Here is a 15,727-nt window from a genome sequence, read left to right as displayed (position 1 = left end):
CCAATCGATGCGGTTCGTATGTTGAATTCAGCAACAACGGAGACAATCGCATGGCGCAGCTCAAGAAAATCTTGCTGGTGGACGATGATGAAGACCTGCGCGAAGCGCTCAGTGAACAGCTGATCATGACCGAGGATTTCGATGTTTTCGAAGCGGGCGATGGTGCCGACGCGATGGCCCGCGCGAAAGAGGCGCTTTACGATCTGATCATCCTCGACGTGGGTTTGCCCGATACCGATGGCCGCGAATTGTGCCGTCTGATGCGCAAGCAGGGGATCAAGAGCCCGATTATGATGCTGACCGGCCATGACGGTGATGCAGACACCATTCTTGGTCTGGACGCCGGTGCCAACGACTATGTCTCGAAACCCTTCAAATTTCCGGTTTTGCTCGCGCGTATCCGCAGCCAGCTGAGAACGCACGAGCAATCCGAAGACGCCATCTTCCAGCTCGGGCCCTACACGTTCAAACCCTCCATGAAGATGCTCATCACCGAGGACGACAAGAAAGTCCGTCTGACCGAGAAAGAGACCAACATTCTGAAGTTTCTTTACCGCTCGACCGACGGGGTCGTGCCGCGCGATGTGCTGCTTCACGAAGTGTGGGGCTATAACGCGGGTGTGACGACCCATACGCTGGAAACGCACATCTACCGTTTGCGTCAGAAGATCGAACCCGATCCATCAAATGCCCGGCTTCTGGTGACGGAATCGGGCGGTTACCGTCTGATGGTATAATTTGCGTGGAACCGGAGTCGCGGTTTTGACGTTCACCTGACAGCGGCGGTCGATTTTGAGAGTATCGCCCGCCTCTTGCCCGACGATAAGTATCCGGGTTTTGCAGATACTTTACCTCCCTGTTGGACTTGGCCGGGCCTTCGTGCCCGGTCTTTTTTTAGGCAGCGATACGGCTGTCGCCCACTGGCTGCCGGATCAAAGGCGCGGTAGGGTGCGCGCAATATCCCCCCAGCGGAGCCCTCGACATGTCCTTCACCCTCGCCACCTGGAACATCAATTCCGTCCGCCTGCGCGAACCCATCGTGTGCAAGCTGCTCGAAGAGCACGGCCCGGACGTTCTTTGCCTGCAGGAATGCAAAAGCCCTGTCGACAAGATCCCGACCGAGGCCTTTGCGGCGCTGGGATACCGTCACATGGTCGCGCAAGGGCAGAAGGGCTATAACGGGGTCGCGATCTTGTCGAAGCTGCCGCTCGAAGATGCGGGCAGCAAGGATTTTGCCAGTCTCGGACACGCGCGCCACGTGGCCGCCCGATTGGAGAATGGCGTCACCGTGCACAATTTCTATGTGCCTGCGGGGGGCGATGTGGCGGACCGGGCGGTGAACGAGAAATTCGGCCAGAAGCTCGATTACCTCACCGAGATGCGCGACTTTTTCCATGCGGACGCGCCGCAGAAATCAATTTTGGTCGGTGATTTGAACATCGCCCCCCGCGAAGATGACGTGTGGGATCACAAGAAGCTGCTGAAGGTCGTCAGCCACACCCCGGTCGAGGTCGAAGCGCTTGCGCAAACGCAAGATGCGGGCAAGTGGATCGATGTCACGCGGCAGGATATCCCCGATGGCCGCCTTTACAGCTGGTGGAGTTATCGGGCCCGCGATTGGGATGCCGCGGACAAGGGGCGCAGGCTCGACCATGTCTGGGCCACGCCGGACATTTCTGCCGCTGCCCACGGCAGCCATGTACTGCGTGATGCCCGCGGATGGGAAAAACCCTCCGACCACGCGCCTGTATTTGCAACTTTCGACCTTTGAAGTTCGGTCATCGAACACATATAAAGCGATGTCGATCAATAAGGGACAAAACCCATGGAGCTTAATCTTTCTGCCGCCGCACCCGCCGAGGATCTGATCAAGGACGGGTCAGAAGCGACTTTCATGGCCGACGTGGTCGAAGCATCGCAGACGGTGCCGGTTATCGTCGATTTCTGGGCGCCGTGGTGTGGGCCGTGCAAAACGCTCGGTCCCCAGCTGGAGGCCGCCGTGGTGGCTGGCAAGGGTGCGGTCAAGATGGTCAAGGTCAACGTGGACGAAGCGCAGATGATCGCCGGCCAGTTGCAGATCCAGTCGATCCCGACAGTCTATGCCTTCCACAAGGGGCAGCCCATCGACGGTTTTCAAGGCGCGCTGCCCCAGTCCGAAATCGAGGCGTTTGTCGAACGGGTCATCAAGGCGGCAGGCGGCGAAGCCCCCGGTGACGGTCTGAACGAAGCGGTCGAGGCAGCCGAGGAAATGTTGGGCGAAGGGGCCGCAGCCGACGCCGCCCAAACCTTTGCCGCTGTTCTGGGAGAAGACCCGATGCACGCCGCGGCATATGGTGGCATGGTGCGGGCCCACATCGCGATGGGTGAGCTGGATCAGGCCGAAGGTTTGCTGAACGGTGCGCCGATTGAAATTTCCAAGGCCCCGGAACTCGAAGCCGCCCATGCACAGCTCGAGCTCGCGCGTCAGGCCGAAGACGCAGGCCCCGTGGCCGAGTTGACCGCAGCGGTCGAAGCCGACGAGACAGATCATCAGGCGCGGTTCGATCTGGCACAGGCCCTTTACGCCAAAGGCGAAGCCGGGGCTGCCGTCGATCAGCTGCTCGAACTGTTCAAACGGGACCGCGAGTGGAACGATGGCGCCGCGAAAACCCAGCTTTTCACGATATTTGACGCGCTGAAGCCAAACGATCCAATTGTCTTGAACGGTCGCCGCAAATTGAGCTCGATGATATTTGCCTGAGGGGCTGCCCGCGCTATCTCTCTTGAATGATCAAACACTCAGAATTGCCTGACACGATCCCGATTTTTCCGCTTGGCGGGGCGCTGTTGTTGCCCCGGTCCCGGTTGCCGCTTCATATCTTCGAACCCCGCTATCTGCAGATGTTCGAAGATACATTGAAAACACCGGAGCGGTTGATCGGGATGGTGCAGCCGAATGTCGTACCGGGCCGGGATGGTCACGGTCTGCACACCATTGGCTGCGCGGGCCGCGTGACCCAGTTTTCCGAAACCGAGGACGGTCGCTACATGGTCACGCTTGCGGGTGTGTCGCGGTTCAGGGTCGTCTCCGAGGTCGAAGGCTTTCACCCCTACCGCAAATGCGAAGTGAGCTGGGACGGATTTGCGCGCGATCTGGGCAAGGAAGAAGCGGATACCGATTTTGACCGCCAACCCTTTCTTGACACACTTGGCCGCTATTTCGATGCACGCGGCCTGTCGGCGGACTGGGAAACGCTCAAGGATGCAGAGGATGAACTGCTGATCAATTCCCTGTCCATGATGCTCGACTTTGATCAGGAAGACAAACAGGCGCTGCTCGAAGCGCCGTCACTCAGCACGCGGCGCGAAACGCTGATCACGCTGATCGAATACGCCCTGCGTGGCGGCAACGAAGGGGAAATGATCCAATGAGCGATGCGTCCGTCCAATTTGACCGCCGTATGCTGGAGGCACTGCTGTGCCCGCGCACGCAAACGACCCTGCGGTATGATGCGGAAAAGCAGGAGCTGATTTCGGAGAAAGCGGGTCTTGCCTACCCCATCCGGAACGGTATTCCGGTGATGTTGGTCGATGAGGCCCGCAGCCTGAACTAAAGCGGGTGGCCACGCATCAGGCGGGGCAGATCGCCGTTCAGCCCCGCAGCTTCGCGGATAAACGTCCGGCGCAGACCGGGCAGGGCATTTATCACCCCCATGCCAATATCGCGCGCGATGCGGACAAAGGTGTTATCGTTTGAGAACAGGCGGTTGAAGCTGTCGGTCGCCAGCGCCAGCGAGGCGTTGTCGAAACGTCGCCATTCCTTATACCGCGTCAGGGCGACGGCACCGCCAATGTCCTCGCCGCGCCGGTGCGCATCCACGATCACCTCGCATAACGCGGCGATGTCGCGGAACCCCGCATTCAGCCCCTGACCTGCAATCGGGTGCACCCCGTGTGCGCTGTCTCCGGCCAACGCGACGCGGTCCGCGACCATCGCATGGGCCAGCGACAGCCCGAGAGGATAGGAATAGCGGGCGCCCGCCAGATCGATCCGGCCCAGAAAATCACCGAACCGCGGACGCAGGACATCAAGGTATTCCGGGTCCGGCAGACCATGAATGCGCGCGGCGTCCTGCGCCTTCTCGCTCCAGACAATCGAACTGCGATTGCCCGTCAGCGGCAGGATCGCCAAGGGACCCGGCGGCATGAAAAACTGGTGCGCGATGCCGTTGTGGGGTTTCTCATGGGCCACCGCACAGACCAGCGCAGTCTGGCTGTAGGCCCAGCCGGTCCGCTTGATCCCGGCACGCTCCGCGGTGCCCGATCCGCGGCCATCCGCCCCGACACACAGCCGGGCACGCAGGCTTTGACCGGTCGCCAGATCGAGCGTGATGCCGGTCGTGTCCGGCCTTTGTGCGACCACTTCCGCGCCATGCAGTACGGTGATCCCGCCGGTCTGCGCCACCGCATCCATCAGGGCGGTGCGCAGATGACGGTCCTCGACCATATGCCCCATGGGACCTTCTTCGATTTCGGCATGGTCGAAGTGCATGAAAAAGGGCGAAGGCCCCTCACCGGCGCGCCCGTCCGTGACCTTGATCTCCAGCATCGGCTGCGCGTTGTCGGCGATCGCTTCCCATACGCCGAGACCCTCCAGCATACGCACCGAAGTCAGCGCCAACGCATAGGATCGCCCGTCGAACCCCGGCATGCGCCGTGTCTGCTCCGGCAGTGCGTCGACGAGAGTAACGCTCAGGCCCGAACGGGCCAGACCCAGCGCCAATGCCGGCCCGGTCAGCCCGCCGCCCACGATCGCAATGTCGGTATCATATTCCATGCTCCTAGATATGGTCAGCGCGCGGGGATTGTCCATGCGCCGATGCGCCGCTACCGTCCTCGGGAACAATGCGAAAGGACGGGCGATGCAGGAATGGCTGAAGATGACGGCGGCGGATCTGGGGCGCGGCATCGCGGCAGGTGGCATTGATCCTGTCAAGCTGTGCCAGACCTATCTCGATGCCATCGATGCACACCCCTTACGCGACAAGATCTATGCACGTGTCACTGCCACACGCGCTCTTGCCGAAGCGGGGGCCGCACGCGACCGGGCACAGGCCGGGCGGCGCTTGTCGCCTCTCGACGGTGTGCCGATCAGCTGGAAAGACCTTTTCGACAGCGCCGATATCGGTACGGAGGCAGGGTCCAATCTGCTGCAGGGGCGTGTGCCGCAACGAGATGCCACCGTGCTGGCCAACGCGACGGCGCTGGGGCTTGTCTGTCTGGGCAAGGTACACATGAGCGAACTGGCATTCTCTGGATTGGGCCACAACCCGTCCACGGCCACGCCGCCTTGCGTGAACGATGCAGGTGCAGTGCCCGGCGGATCGTCATCCGGCTCCGCCGCTTCGGTGGCGTTCGGCCTCGCTGCGGCAAGCGTGGGGTCCGACACGGGCGGCTCGGTGCGTATCCCGTCGGCGTGGAATGACCTTGTCGGCCTGAAGACAACGCACGGTCGGCTGTCCCTCGAAGGGGTGGTCCCGCTGGCGTTGCGGTTTGATACGGTAGGTCCGCTGTGCCGTTCGGTCGAGGATGCCGCGTTGATGCTCGCGGCCCTCGAAGGGGCCAGCCCCGCGGATCTGCGAGGGGCGACATTGGCGGGCGCACGTTTTGCCATTCTTGAAACGGTGGCGCTGGACGATATGGCCGCGGCTCCCTTGGCGGCGTTCGAAGAGGCCGTCGATCGGTTGCGCGATGCAGGCGCAACCATTGACCGGGTTGATATTCCGGCAGTGCAGGATGCGATGCCGCTCTCGGGCTGTCTTTATACTGCCGAAGCCTACGGTCTGTGGCGCGACGTGATCGAAGCGGCGCCCGACAAGATGTACAGCCAGATTCTCGAGCGTTTCCGGCTCGGGCGCGATCACTCGGGCCCCGATTATGTCGCGGCCTGGGCCAAGCTCGAAGCCGCGCGCGTGGCTTATGATGCGGCGACGGCGGGGTATGATGCCATCGTGATGCCCACCGCTCCGATTATGCCGCCCGATCTGGAAAGGCTGAACACCGATCCCGACTATTACCTGCAGCAGAACCTGCTGGCACTGCGCAACACGCGGATCGGCAATCTGATGGGGCTGTGCGGATTGAGCCTGCCGACCGGTACCCCAAGCTGTGGATTGATGATGATGGCCGCCCCCGATCAGGACCGCGCGTTGCTGCGCGTCGGGGCCGCCGCGGAACGCGCCCTGAAAATGCCCTAGAGGCAGGGACCAAAAAGCCACAAAGCGCGCAATCTGCTGCGGTTTTTCTGGACGCCCCCCCGACGGTTACGTTACCTTGGGTTCAAACGGGGCGATAACGATCCCGATCCGAGGCAGTTTTGATGAATTTTCCTGAGCGGTTTTCGAACCTTCCGGCTCATGCGTGGCCCCGTTTGCGCGCCCTTCTGGACGTGCACGAAGGCGGTGGCCCCTTGATCCAGATGACCATTGGCGAGCCGAAACATGCGTTTCCGGCGTGGGTCACAGATGTGATTTCTCAAAACGCTGCGGGGTTTAACAGCTATCCGCCGAATGACGGATCGCCCGAACTGCGCGGGGCAATTGCCGAATGGATCACGCGCCGCTACGGCGTGCCGATGGATGCAGACACGCAGGTCATGGCGCTGAACGGCACGCGCGAAGGGCTCTACAATGCTGTCATCGCGCTGGTGCCCGAAACCAAGAACGGCCAGACGCCGGCGATCCTGATGCCGAACCCGTTTTATCAGGTGTACATGATTGCGGCGATTTCCGGGGCCTGTGATCCGGTGATGGTGAATGCGACCGCTCAAACCGGTCACCTGCCTGATTTCGACGCCGTGGATGACGCGACGCTTGACCGCACCGGCGCCGTCTACATCTGTTCGCCCGCCAATCCGCAGGGTGCAGTGGCCGACCGGGTGTATTGGGAAAACCTGATCAAGCTGGCCGAGAAACACGATTTCCGCATTTTCGCGGATGAATGCTATTCCGAAATTTACCGCACCGATCCACCCGTGGGTGCCCTGCAGGTGGCACATGACATGGGCGCCGATCTGAATAGGGTGGTAATTTTCCATTCGCTGAGCAAACGGTCAAACCTTCCGGGCCTGCGCTCCGGTTTTGTTGCCTCGGGCGCCGAGGCGATCTGCGAGATCAAGCAATTGCGCAACTACGCGGGCGCGCCCCTGCCGCTGCCCCTGCAAGCCGCGGCTGCTGCCGTGTGGCAGGACGAAGCGCATGTTGCGGAAAACCGCCGCCTGTACGCGGAAAAGTTCGATATTGCCGACCGGATATTCGGCAATGTGCCGGGCTACGAAAGCCCGCAAGCGGGGTTCTTCCTGTGGCTGCCCGTCGAAGACGATGAGGCCGCGGCGGTCAAGCTTTGGCGTGAAACGGGCGTGAAGGTGCTGCCGGGCGGATATCTCGCGCAGGACGTACCGGGGCAGGAAAACCCCGGCAAGAAATATATAAGGGCCGCCCTTGTGGCACCCAAAGAAGAGACGGAGCGGGGCCTTCAGGCGATCCGCGACTGTCTGTACGCGGTTTAGGACGAGGGACAGAGCATGGCATATCAGACACGCGGGCGCGATCCGCTGCTGGACAGCACAATGACCGAAGCAATCGAAAAGCGCGGCAAGGAATTGCTGGGCGTGACATTGATTGCGCTGGGCGTCATGGCCGCCATGATGATCGGCAGCTACACGCCCGATGATCCCAACTGGTTGCTGGCGACGGACGCGCCGGTGCAAAACTGGCTGGGGCGCGTGGGCGCATCGCTGGCCAGCCCGCTGTTCATGATCGTCGGATGGGGCGCGTGGGGCGTGGCCATCGCATTGCTGGCGTGGGGGGTGCGTTTCGCGCTGCACCGCGGTCAAGACCGCGCCATGGGGCGCGTTATTTTTGCACCCATCGCCGTTGCGCTTGGCGCCGTTTATGCCGCGACACTGACGCCCGATGACGCATGGCTGCATACCCACAACTTCGGCCTCGGCGGCCTGCTGGGCGATATGGTCATGGGTGCCATCCTGACTGTCTTGCCCATCGGGTCCACCTTTACAGTGAAATTCATGTCGCTTGTCATGGGTGCGGGCATTTTGGCGCTGGGTGCCTTTGTTCTGGGCTTTACCCGTCAGGAACTGGCGCGGATCGGGCGGTTCTTGCTGGTAGGGACCATTGTTGCTTATGCGGGCCTGATGAACCTTCTGGGCCGTGGCGCGCAGGGGGCCGTTGCCACGGCGCAGTCTTTGCAGGCCAAACAATCCGAACGCCGCCAGCGCCGCGCGGAAGAGGCCGCGGAATACGCCGCCTACGCAGATGCCCAGACGCAAGCCGAAGCGCAGGTACCGATGGCCGCAGACGCCCGTCGCCCCGCAATAATTGCAAGCCGGACCGCCGCGCCGGCACCGGCCCCGGAGGACTATCCGGTCTTTGAAGACGCGGCAGAGGTTTACGCAACCGAGCCGGAGGCGGAGCCGAAGCAGGGTCTGCTGGCGCGGATGCCCGGCCTGATCAAGCGGGCCGCCGATCCGATGCCGCAGCCCGAACTGGTCGAAACGCAGACGGATGCCGTTTTTGACGATTTGCCCGATGCCGACCGGATCAAGTCCAAGATTTCGGACGTAATCAAGAACCGCGTTCGGTCGACCACCGCTGTTCACGTGCCCGCCACCGCGCCGCTGACCAAAGGGCGCGGGCGTGGCCCCGATCCGCTTGTCCTGAATACAACCCGTGCGGAACCGCCGCTGACGGCGACGGGGCAGGCACCGACCCTGAAAGCCGAACCGCCGCTGACAGCCACAGCCGTCGCCGCCGCACCGGTTGCCGCATCGATGGAGGCAGCCCGCAGTCTGATGCAGCCCGCAGCCGTCGAAGCCGATCCTGTCGCGGAACCCTACATGCCCGCCCCCGTCACCGAAGAGCCGGAGCCACTGCCCCTGTCCGATACGGTCGCGCCTGATCTGCCGCCGATCCCCACGGCCGAGCCAAAACGCGTGGTGCAGCAGCCCGCACGCAGGGCCGTCGTGCCCAGCAAGCAAGCCAAGGCCGAAGCGCAACCCGCCCTGCGGTTCGAAGACACACACCCCGGTTTCGAGCTGCCCCCGCTGGGCTTGCTGGAAAGCCCCGACGAGGTGCAGCGACTGCATCTGAGTGACGAGGCGCTGGAAGAAAACGCGCGCATGCTGGAAACCGTCCTTGATGACTATGGCGTCAAAGGCGAGATCGTCGCCGTGCGCCCCGGTCCGGTTGTGACCATGTACGAGCTGGAACCCGCGCCGGGCCTCAAGGCCAGCCGCGTGATCGGGTTGGCGGACGACATCGCACGCTCGATGGCGGCTCTGTCGGCGCGTGTGTCTACCGTGCCGGGCCGCAGTGTCATCGGCATCGAACTACCCAACGAAAACCGCGAGAAAGTCGTGCTGCGCGAAATTCTGGCGAGCCGTGATTTCGGCGACGGCAACCAACGCCTGCCCCTCGCTTTGGGCAAGGATATCGGCGGTGAGCCGGTGGTGGCCAACCTCGCCAAGATGCCTCACCTGCTGATCGCGGGGACAACCGGTTCGGGTAAATCCGTGGCGATCAACACCATGATCCTGTCGCTGCTTTATAAGCTCTCGCCCGAAGAATGCCGGATGATCATGATCGACCCCAAGATGCTGGAACTCAGCGTCTATGACGGCATTCCGCACCTGCTGTCGCCCGTTGTGACGGACCCCAAAAAGGCGCTCGTTGCGCTGAAATGGACCGTGGGTGAAATGGAAGACCGCTACCGCAAGATGTCCAAGATGGGTGTGCGCAACATCGAAGGCTATAACGGTCGCGTCCGCGAAGCCCTGTCCAAAGGCGAGATTTTCGAGCGGACCGTGCAGACCGGGTTCGACGACGACACTGGAGAGCCGATTTTCGAGACGGAAGAAACAACACCCGAAACGCTGCCCTACATCGTTGTGATCGTGGACGAGATGGCCGACCTGATGATGGTCGCGGGCAAGGAGATCGAGGCCTGCATCCAGCGTCTGGCCCAGATGGCGCGTGCATCCGGCATCCACCTGATCATGGCCACACAGCGCCCGTCTGTGGATGTGATCACCGGCACGATCAAGGCGAACTTCCCGACGCGGATCTCGTTTCAGGTGACGTCCAAGATCGACAGCCGCACCATTCTGGGTGAAATGGGCGCCGAGCAGCTTCTGGGCATGGGCGACATGCTGTACATGGCTGGCGGCTCCAAGATCGTGCGCTGCCACGGACCGTTCGTCAGCGACGAGGAAGTCGAGGAAATCGTCAATCACCTCAAGCAGTTCGGCGAGCCTGATTATGTCAACGGCGTGGTCGAAGGGCCGACCGAGGATAAGGAAGCCGATCTTGACGCGGTGCTGGGTCTCAACACCGGCGGCAATACCGACGGTGAGGATGCGCTCTATGACACTGCCGTGCAGGTGGTCATCAAGGACCGCAAATGCTCGACCTCCTATATCCAGCGCAAGCTTGCCATCGGCTACAACAAGGCGGCGCGCCTTGTGGAGCAGATGGAGGACGAAGGCCTTGTGTCGCCCGCCAACCACGTGGGCAAACGCGAAATTCTCGTGCCGGAACAGGGATAGCGACAGCTGCCTGGCATACCTCGTGCGGACGGCCTCTCACGCGGGTGAGGGGCCGTTTTGCGTTCTGCGGCCCGTTTTAGGTGGATTATGGGGAACGAATGGCGCGCGGGGGCGGTTGATATCGCATATCAGTCGGTTCGACCCTATGTATTGAGGGACGATCCGAGCAATACAGGAAGACCCCTATGCGCCCATTGAAAACCGTCACGCTGGCTGTGGGCTTTGCCCTTGCTGCCATGCCCGCACTGGCCAACAAGCTGCCGCTCAACACGCTTTCTCAGTATCTCAATGGTCTGAAAACCGTGCAAAGCGAATTTACCCAGATCAACGGCGACGGGTCGATCAGCACCGGCACCATCTATATTAGCCGCCCCGGCAAGGTCAGGTTCGAATACAACGCACCCGAAACCGGGCTGGTGGTTGCGAGCAACGGCACCGTGGTGATCCGTGACCTGAAATCGAACCAGCCGGCGGAAGTGTACCCGCTGTCGCGCACGCCCCTGTCGATCATTCTGGCACGCAACGTGAACCTTGGTCAGGCAAGCATGGTGACCGGCCACAGCTTTGACGGCACGGCGACCGTGGTCACGGCGCAGGACCCCCAGAACCCCGGCAACGGCAACATCCAGATGAAGTTCACCGGCAACCCGGTCGAATTGCGCCAGTGGGTTATCAACGACGGGTCAGGTTCGCAGACAACGGTTGTGCTGGGCGATCTGAAAAAAGGCGGCAGCTTTGGCCGCAGCCTCTTTGATATTGAGGCGGCGCGCAACTAGGCACCGGCTGACAGGCCGAACGAAAAACGCCCCCGCTGGTGCAGCGGGGGCGTCATTGTTTCAGCTGTCTTCCGGCTCAACGGCGCAGGCGGCAGCCCGCGATCTGGTCACGGTACATGAAGGACCGCGCCTCCACTTTGCCCGCCACGCCCACGAGCCACGGCTTGCGGTTGTAACTGGCCCGCGCATACCCGGTGTGGCCTTCGTGATAAGCCAGATACTGATTGCGCGCATCCGTGAGTGGCACCCCGTTCCGTTCGCGGGTGATGTTCATATACCACCCCATAAAGTCGGTGGCGTCCTTGATCCGGTCCCGCTTGGCCCCGCGGCGGCGCTGGTCGTCGCGGTATTCATCCCACGTCGCATCAAGGGCCTGACTGTAGCCAAACGCGCTGGACTGGCGGCCCATGGGGATCACGCCCAGTACGTATTTGAACGGGGTGCGCGCATCGGAAACGAACTTGCTTTCCTGATGGATCGTGGCCATCTGGACGTGCACGGGCACGCCCCATTTGCGTTCGACGGCCTTGAATGCGCGGTGGTATTCGGGGCGCTGTTTGAGAATTGTGCAGGCATTGTCGAGATCCCGCGGAGGCGATTTCGCCGACCCGCCACAGGACGCAACCAAAAGCACAACGATCAATGCGCGAAGGGAGTTTTTCATCTGCCTCGTGCCTCAATTAGTTTTTTATATTTTTTTCCAGTTTAGCCTAGTGCCACGCATTTTCCCAGCGCAAATCTAAAGCAATACCGCCAGCAATAGCGGCAATGCGCCGACCGATATCAATGTCGATACCACGACCAGTCCGGCAACAGCCTCGGCGTCTGCGCCGTATTTCTCGGCCAGCAAATAGGACGTCACGGCGACCGGTGTGGCGATTTGCAGCACCAACACCCCGAACGCCACACGGTCGAGCGCGAACCACGTGGCGGCAAGCCATGCGATGGCCACGCACAATGCCAGTTTGACCAGCGACAATAAAACCGCGCGTCCCACGCCACCGGGCGACAATCGCGCTACCGCGACGCCCAGCGTGATCAGCATCATCGGGATTGCCATCTGCCCGATCAGGTCGAGCGTGTTGGTCAGAAAACGCGGCGTTTGCCAGCCCTGCCACAGGAACAGACCGCCCAGAAGCGTCGCCCAGACCAACGGTTCACGCAGCACTTTTCCCGCGCTACCGGCCCCGGCCACCAGCCAGATCCCGAAGGTAAAGGACCAGATCGCCATGATTGCAAAGACAACCACGGCATAGCTTAACCCTATGTCGCCAAACGCAAAAAGCGCGAGTGGCAGGCCCAGATTTCCGGTATTTCCAAAGATGAGCGGTGCCAGATACGTGCGCCGGTCGAGCCGCAGGCCCAGCACCACCAGCGCGGCCACCACCGAAACCCCCAGATAGGCGGCGACGCTGGCCAGTGACAGCGCGGCGAGGGCGGTCGGGTCAATCTGCGTCTGCATCAGGGAGACGAAGATCAGGCAGGGCACCGAAAGCGTCATGGCAAGCCGGGTCACGAACTGGATACGGTATTCGAAACCCAGCTTGACCCAGACGAAACCAACCGCGGCCAAGAGAAAAACCGGGGCCACCACTTCCAGAACCGTCAGAGTCAAGTTCACAGTCTGTTTCCTATTTGTACGGCCCGCTTGATGGACAAATTGCCCTTGTTTCGGGTAGAAACGAAGCGTAGGGACCGCAATGTCATGATCAGAACACGTGCCAAATATCACCTGGGCCAAATTGTCCGTCACAAAAAACATCCCTTTCGGGGTGTGATTTTTGACGTCGATCCTGAATTCGCGAACACCGAAGAATGGTATCAGGCCATCCCCGAAGAAAGCCGTCCCGTAAAGGATCAGCCGTTTTATCACCTGCTGGCGGAAAACGATCAATCCTATTACGTCGCCTATGTGTCAGAGCAAAATCTTGTCGCTGATTATTCGGGCGAACCGGTGGATCATCCGGACATCGACGACCTGTTCGGCCCGTTCGAGAATGGATCATATCCGCTGCATTTCCAGCTGAACTGACGCCCTGCGGGGCGGAGTCACACACTGTGCACACGATGTGCACAGCACGTACACCGGTCAGTACCCCAAGGCACAGCCGTCCTTGCGCGGATCGCTGGCCCCTTCGAGCACGCCGCTGTCGTGGATGCGGATGGCCTGTGCGCCGCCGATCGCTGTGTCCGGGATCGCCACCTTGTGGCCCATGTCAGACAGCGCCGCGCGCACATCGTCGCCGTAGCCCCGCTCGACGTTGAGGGTGCCGCTGTCGGAGAACGACCGCGGCGCGTCGATGGCGGTTTGCGGGTCCATGCCGAAATCCACCAGATTGCTGGCAAAGCGCGCGTGGCCGTTGGGCTGATACGCGCCGCCCATGACGCCGAAGGGCATCGTGACCCGACCGTTTTCGCGGATCATGCCGGGGATGATGGTGTGCATCGGACGCTTGCCGCCCTTCAGCTCGTTCGGGTGGCCCTCTTCGAGCGTGAAACCCGCGCCGCGGTTCTGCATCAGCAGACCGAATTTCTCGGATGCGATACCGGAGCCGAAACCGTGGAAGATGGAATAGATCAGCGACACGGCCATCCCGTCGCCGTCAACGACAGTGATATAGATGGTATCCTTGTGCACCGCTTCGGTGAGGGCCGCAGCGCCCGGCATCGCCTTGGCCGGATCGATAAGCGCGGCCAGTTTGCGGGCGGTATCCATGTCGAGCATGTAGTCGGCGCGGGTGGTGTGATCGGCATCTGCGATAAAGCGGTTGCGCGCGTCATAGGCCAGCTTGGCGGCCTCGGCCTCGATATGGACACGCTGGGCACCGAAAGGGGCCATGCCCGCGATGTCGAACTGGGCGAGGATGTTGAGCATCAGGATCGCGGTCGCGCCCTGACCGTTTGGCGGATGCTCGACCACGTCGATGTCCTTGTAGCTGCCGGCAATCGGATCTGTCGCCGTGCAGGCCACGGCGGCAAAATCATCGGCGGTGTGTTTGCCCCCCATCCCGTTGAGAACGGCCAGCATGTCGTCGGCGACCTCGCCGGTGTAGAACGCATCGCGCCCGTCGCGGGCAATGCGGCGCAGCACCTCGGCCTGACCGGGGGCGCGAAAGATCTGCCCCGCGGTGGGCGGTTTGCCATCGAAGAGATAGTGCTGGCGGGCGGATCCTTGCAGCGTATCGGTGTCATTGGCCCAGTCAAAGGCCACGCGCGCGGCCACAGGCACACCCGTTTCCGCATAGTGGATCGCGGGGGCAAGCACCGCATCGAGCCCAAGTTTGCCCACGGTATTGGACAGGTGGCAAAAGGCATCTATCGCGCCCGGGACGGTCACCGCATGGGCACTGTGCAGGGGAACCGATGTTTCGCCATCGCGGCGCAGATCGGCCGCGTCCAGCGCGGCGGGCGCACGCCCCGACCCGTTCAGCGCGTTGATCTTTCCGGTGGGACCATCGGACCACAGCACAAAACAATCGCCGCCAATGCCCGTCATCTGCGGCTCGCAAATGCCCAGCAGCACGGCACCCGCAATGGCGGCGTCCATCGCATTGCCGCCGCGTTCCAACACGTCGATCGCGGCCTTCGCCCCCAGGGGATGCGACGTGGCGCACATGCCGTTGGTGGCAAGCACCGGAGAACGGCCGGGAAGATGGAAATCGCGCATAAGAACCTCGCCTCTGACTTGGGGTGCGCGAAACCTAGTCCGAAGTCGGGGAGATGCCAATGCAGGTAAATGAAGTGCTCCGGCGCCGTGTACTGGGTGGGGGCAATAAAACACGACGCCGGAGGAAGCTATATGCAGCTACGCCTGTGTATTTGATCCCAAAGCGTGGCAACAATGTGATCGTGAGGCGGCGGTTTGAGGGAATTCGGCGCCGGCGCTTACCGGTCAGGGGTGTCCGGCGGCAGGTTGAGCACCAGACGCAGCCGGTTGGTATGGCCGCACCGCTCGTAGTGGACATCGCAGGCCAGCGTATGGATGAGATGCCAGCCGAACCCGCCCTCGGGCAGCGCCATCAACTCAACGTCCAGATCGGGCGCCGTGTGGCGGGGGGCCTGCTCGTGCGGCATGGGCCTGCCATGATCCTCCACCAGCAAATGCAGCGCACCGGCCTGCCCCGAACAATGCAGCGTGATGGGCCCGGGTGCCTGCGGCGGGGCATAGGCGTGTTCGACAATGTTGTTGATGACCTCGGCCAGCAAAAGCTCCACCGATTCCAGCGCATCCCGCGACAGCCGCATCGGGGCCAGCCCCTCGAGCGTTTTCGACAGGATTTGCCGCGCCGCTGCATCAGAGCTGCGGGCGCAACAGACCAGTTCGAGGGGCGGATCGTTCTGCTGCATGCGC

The 15,727-nt window shown here is 61.9% G+C and carries 15 protein-coding genes; 10 read left to right on the top strand and 5 right to left on the bottom strand.

Annotated elements, in window-relative coordinates; all coding sequences use genetic code 11:
* The first annotated feature begins 50 nt into the window (after positions 1–50).
* The 5 genes from K3756_RS16505 (at position 51) to K3756_RS16485 (ending at position 3,593) form a co-directional block, all read left to right on the top strand.
* Positions 51–737 (top strand): response regulator transcription factor, encoded by a 687-nt coding sequence (locus K3756_RS16505; RefSeq protein ID WP_259989292.1) that lies wholly within the window; start codon positions 51–53, stop codon positions 735–737.
* Positions 738–982: 245 nt separating this feature from the next.
* Complete coding sequence (locus K3756_RS16500) at positions 983–1,771, top strand: exodeoxyribonuclease III (protein WP_259989291.1); 789 nt, start codon at positions 983–985, stop codon at positions 1,769–1,771.
* A gap of 54 nt (positions 1,772–1,825) precedes the next feature.
* On the top strand, positions 1,826–2,740 hold the full coding sequence (locus K3756_RS16495; protein ID WP_259989289.1) for a co-chaperone YbbN: 915 nt from the start codon (positions 1,826–1,828) through the stop codon (positions 2,738–2,740).
* A 26-nt stretch (positions 2,741–2,766) separates the two neighbouring features.
* Positions 2,767–3,411, top strand: coding sequence for an LON peptidase substrate-binding domain-containing protein (locus K3756_RS16490; RefSeq protein ID WP_259989287.1), 645 nt, complete (start codon positions 2,767–2,769; stop codon positions 3,409–3,411).
* A complete protein-coding gene (locus tag K3756_RS16485) occupies positions 3,408–3,593 on the top strand; it encodes a Trm112 family protein (RefSeq protein WP_259989285.1) in 186 nt (61 codons plus the stop codon). Before K3756_RS16490 ends, K3756_RS16485 begins: the two co-directional genes overlap by 4 nt.
* Here K3756_RS16485 and K3756_RS16480 read toward each other — a convergent pair.
* Positions 3,590–4,816 (bottom strand): FAD-dependent monooxygenase, encoded by a 1,227-nt coding sequence (locus K3756_RS16480; protein WP_259989284.1) that lies wholly within the window; start codon positions 4,814–4,816, stop codon positions 3,590–3,592. The genes K3756_RS16485 and K3756_RS16480 overlap by 4 nt on opposite strands.
* Before the next feature lie 85 nt (positions 4,817–4,901).
* Between K3756_RS16480 and K3756_RS16475 the strand changes: the two genes are divergently transcribed.
* The 4 genes from K3756_RS16475 (at position 4,902) to K3756_RS16460 (ending at position 11,376) form a co-directional block, all read left to right on the top strand.
* Positions 4,902–6,236: an amidase gene (locus tag K3756_RS16475; RefSeq protein WP_259989283.1), complete on the top strand. Its 1,335-nt coding sequence runs from the start codon at positions 4,902–4,904 to the stop codon at positions 6,234–6,236.
* Between the two features lie 122 nt (positions 6,237–6,358).
* A complete protein-coding gene (locus K3756_RS16470; protein WP_259989282.1) occupies positions 6,359–7,546 on the top strand; it encodes an aminotransferase class I/II-fold pyridoxal phosphate-dependent enzyme in 1,188 nt (395 codons plus the stop codon).
* A 15-nt stretch (positions 7,547–7,561) separates the two neighbouring features.
* Positions 7,562–10,600, top strand: a complete 3,039-nt coding sequence (locus K3756_RS16465) for a DNA translocase FtsK (protein ID WP_259989280.1) — start codon at positions 7,562–7,564, stop codon at positions 10,598–10,600.
* A 185-nt stretch (positions 10,601–10,785) separates the two neighbouring features.
* Positions 10,786–11,376 carry an outer membrane lipoprotein carrier protein LolA gene (locus K3756_RS16460; RefSeq protein WP_259989278.1) on the top strand — a complete coding sequence of 197 codons (591 nt, stop codon included), beginning with the start codon at positions 10,786–10,788 and terminating at the stop codon, positions 11,374–11,376.
* Positions 11,377–11,452: 76 nt separating this feature from the next.
* Here the strand turns inward: K3756_RS16460 and K3756_RS16455 are convergent, their stop codons facing one another.
* Together K3756_RS16455 and K3756_RS16450 are read right to left on the bottom strand one after the other, a co-directional pair.
* Positions 11,453–12,040, bottom strand: coding sequence for a lytic transglycosylase (locus K3756_RS16455; RefSeq protein ID WP_259989275.1), 588 nt, complete (start codon positions 12,038–12,040; stop codon positions 11,453–11,455).
* A gap of 75 nt (positions 12,041–12,115) precedes the next feature.
* Complete coding sequence (locus tag K3756_RS16450; protein ID WP_259989273.1) at positions 12,116–12,997, bottom strand: AEC family transporter; 882 nt, start codon at positions 12,995–12,997, stop codon at positions 12,116–12,118.
* A gap of 84 nt (positions 12,998–13,081) precedes the next feature.
* Between K3756_RS16450 and hspQ the strand changes: the two genes are divergently transcribed.
* Complete coding sequence (hspQ, locus tag K3756_RS16445; protein WP_259989271.1) at positions 13,082–13,408, top strand: heat shock protein HspQ; 327 nt, start codon at positions 13,082–13,084, stop codon at positions 13,406–13,408.
* Positions 13,409–13,465: 57 nt separating this feature from the next.
* On the opposite strand, the gene K3756_RS16440 is transcribed toward hspQ, so the two are convergent.
* Positions 13,466–15,043 carry a gamma-glutamyltransferase family protein gene (locus tag K3756_RS16440; RefSeq protein WP_259989269.1) on the bottom strand — a complete coding sequence of 526 codons (1,578 nt, stop codon included), beginning with the start codon at positions 15,041–15,043 and terminating at the stop codon, positions 13,466–13,468.
* Between the two features lie 218 nt (positions 15,044–15,261).
* Positions 15,262–15,723 (bottom strand): ATP-binding protein, encoded by a 462-nt coding sequence (locus K3756_RS16435; protein WP_259989267.1) that lies wholly within the window; start codon positions 15,721–15,723, stop codon positions 15,262–15,264.
* Between the last annotated feature and the right edge of the window lie 4 nt (positions 15,724–15,727).

The organism is Sulfitobacter sp. S190 (assembly GCF_025141935.1).
In the GTDB taxonomy this organism is placed as follows: Bacteria; Pseudomonadota; Alphaproteobacteria; order Rhodobacterales; family Rhodobacteraceae; genus Sulfitobacter.
This window is presented reverse-complemented; position numbering and strand designations above follow the sequence as displayed.

What these genes read in the sequence shown, in the direction of transcription:
- K3756_RS16470 (WP_259989282.1), top strand. Translation starts at nt 6,359, where the DNA reads ATGAATTTTCCTGAGCGGTTTTCGAACCTTCCGGCTCATGCGTGGCCC.
- K3756_RS16490 (WP_259989287.1), top strand. Translation starts at nt 2,767, where the DNA reads ATGATCAAACACTCAGAATTGCCTGACACGATCCCGATTTTTCCGCTT.
- K3756_RS16505 (WP_259989292.1), top strand. Translation starts at nt 51, where the DNA reads ATGGCGCAGCTCAAGAAAATCTTGCTGGTGGACGATGATGAAGACCTG.
- hspQ (WP_259989271.1), top strand. Translation starts at nt 13,082, where the DNA reads ATGATCAGAACACGTGCCAAATATCACCTGGGCCAAATTGTCCGTCAC.
- K3756_RS16500 (WP_259989291.1), top strand. Translation starts at nt 983, where the DNA reads ATGTCCTTCACCCTCGCCACCTGGAACATCAATTCCGTCCGCCTGCGC.
- K3756_RS16480 (WP_259989284.1), bottom strand. Translation starts at nt 4,816, where the DNA reads ATGGAATATGATACCGACATTGCGATCGTGGGCGGCGGGCTGACCGGG.
- K3756_RS16475 (WP_259989283.1), top strand. Translation starts at nt 4,902, where the DNA reads ATGCAGGAATGGCTGAAGATGACGGCGGCGGATCTGGGGCGCGGCATC.
- K3756_RS16495 (WP_259989289.1), top strand. Translation starts at nt 1,826, where the DNA reads ATGGAGCTTAATCTTTCTGCCGCCGCACCCGCCGAGGATCTGATCAAG.
- K3756_RS16465 (WP_259989280.1), top strand. Translation starts at nt 7,562, where the DNA reads ATGGCATATCAGACACGCGGGCGCGATCCGCTGCTGGACAGCACAATG.
- K3756_RS16460 (WP_259989278.1), top strand. Translation starts at nt 10,786, where the DNA reads ATGCGCCCATTGAAAACCGTCACGCTGGCTGTGGGCTTTGCCCTTGCT.
- K3756_RS16435 (WP_259989267.1), bottom strand. Translation starts at nt 15,723, where the DNA reads ATGCAGCAGAACGATCCGCCCCTCGAACTGGTCTGTTGCGCCCGCAGC.
- K3756_RS16440 (WP_259989269.1), bottom strand. Translation starts at nt 15,043, where the DNA reads ATGCGCGATTTCCATCTTCCCGGCCGTTCTCCGGTGCTTGCCACCAAC.
- K3756_RS16455 (WP_259989275.1), bottom strand. Translation starts at nt 12,040, where the DNA reads ATGAAAAACTCCCTTCGCGCATTGATCGTTGTGCTTTTGGTTGCGTCC.
- K3756_RS16485 (WP_259989285.1), top strand. Translation starts at nt 3,408, where the DNA reads ATGAGCGATGCGTCCGTCCAATTTGACCGCCGTATGCTGGAGGCACTG.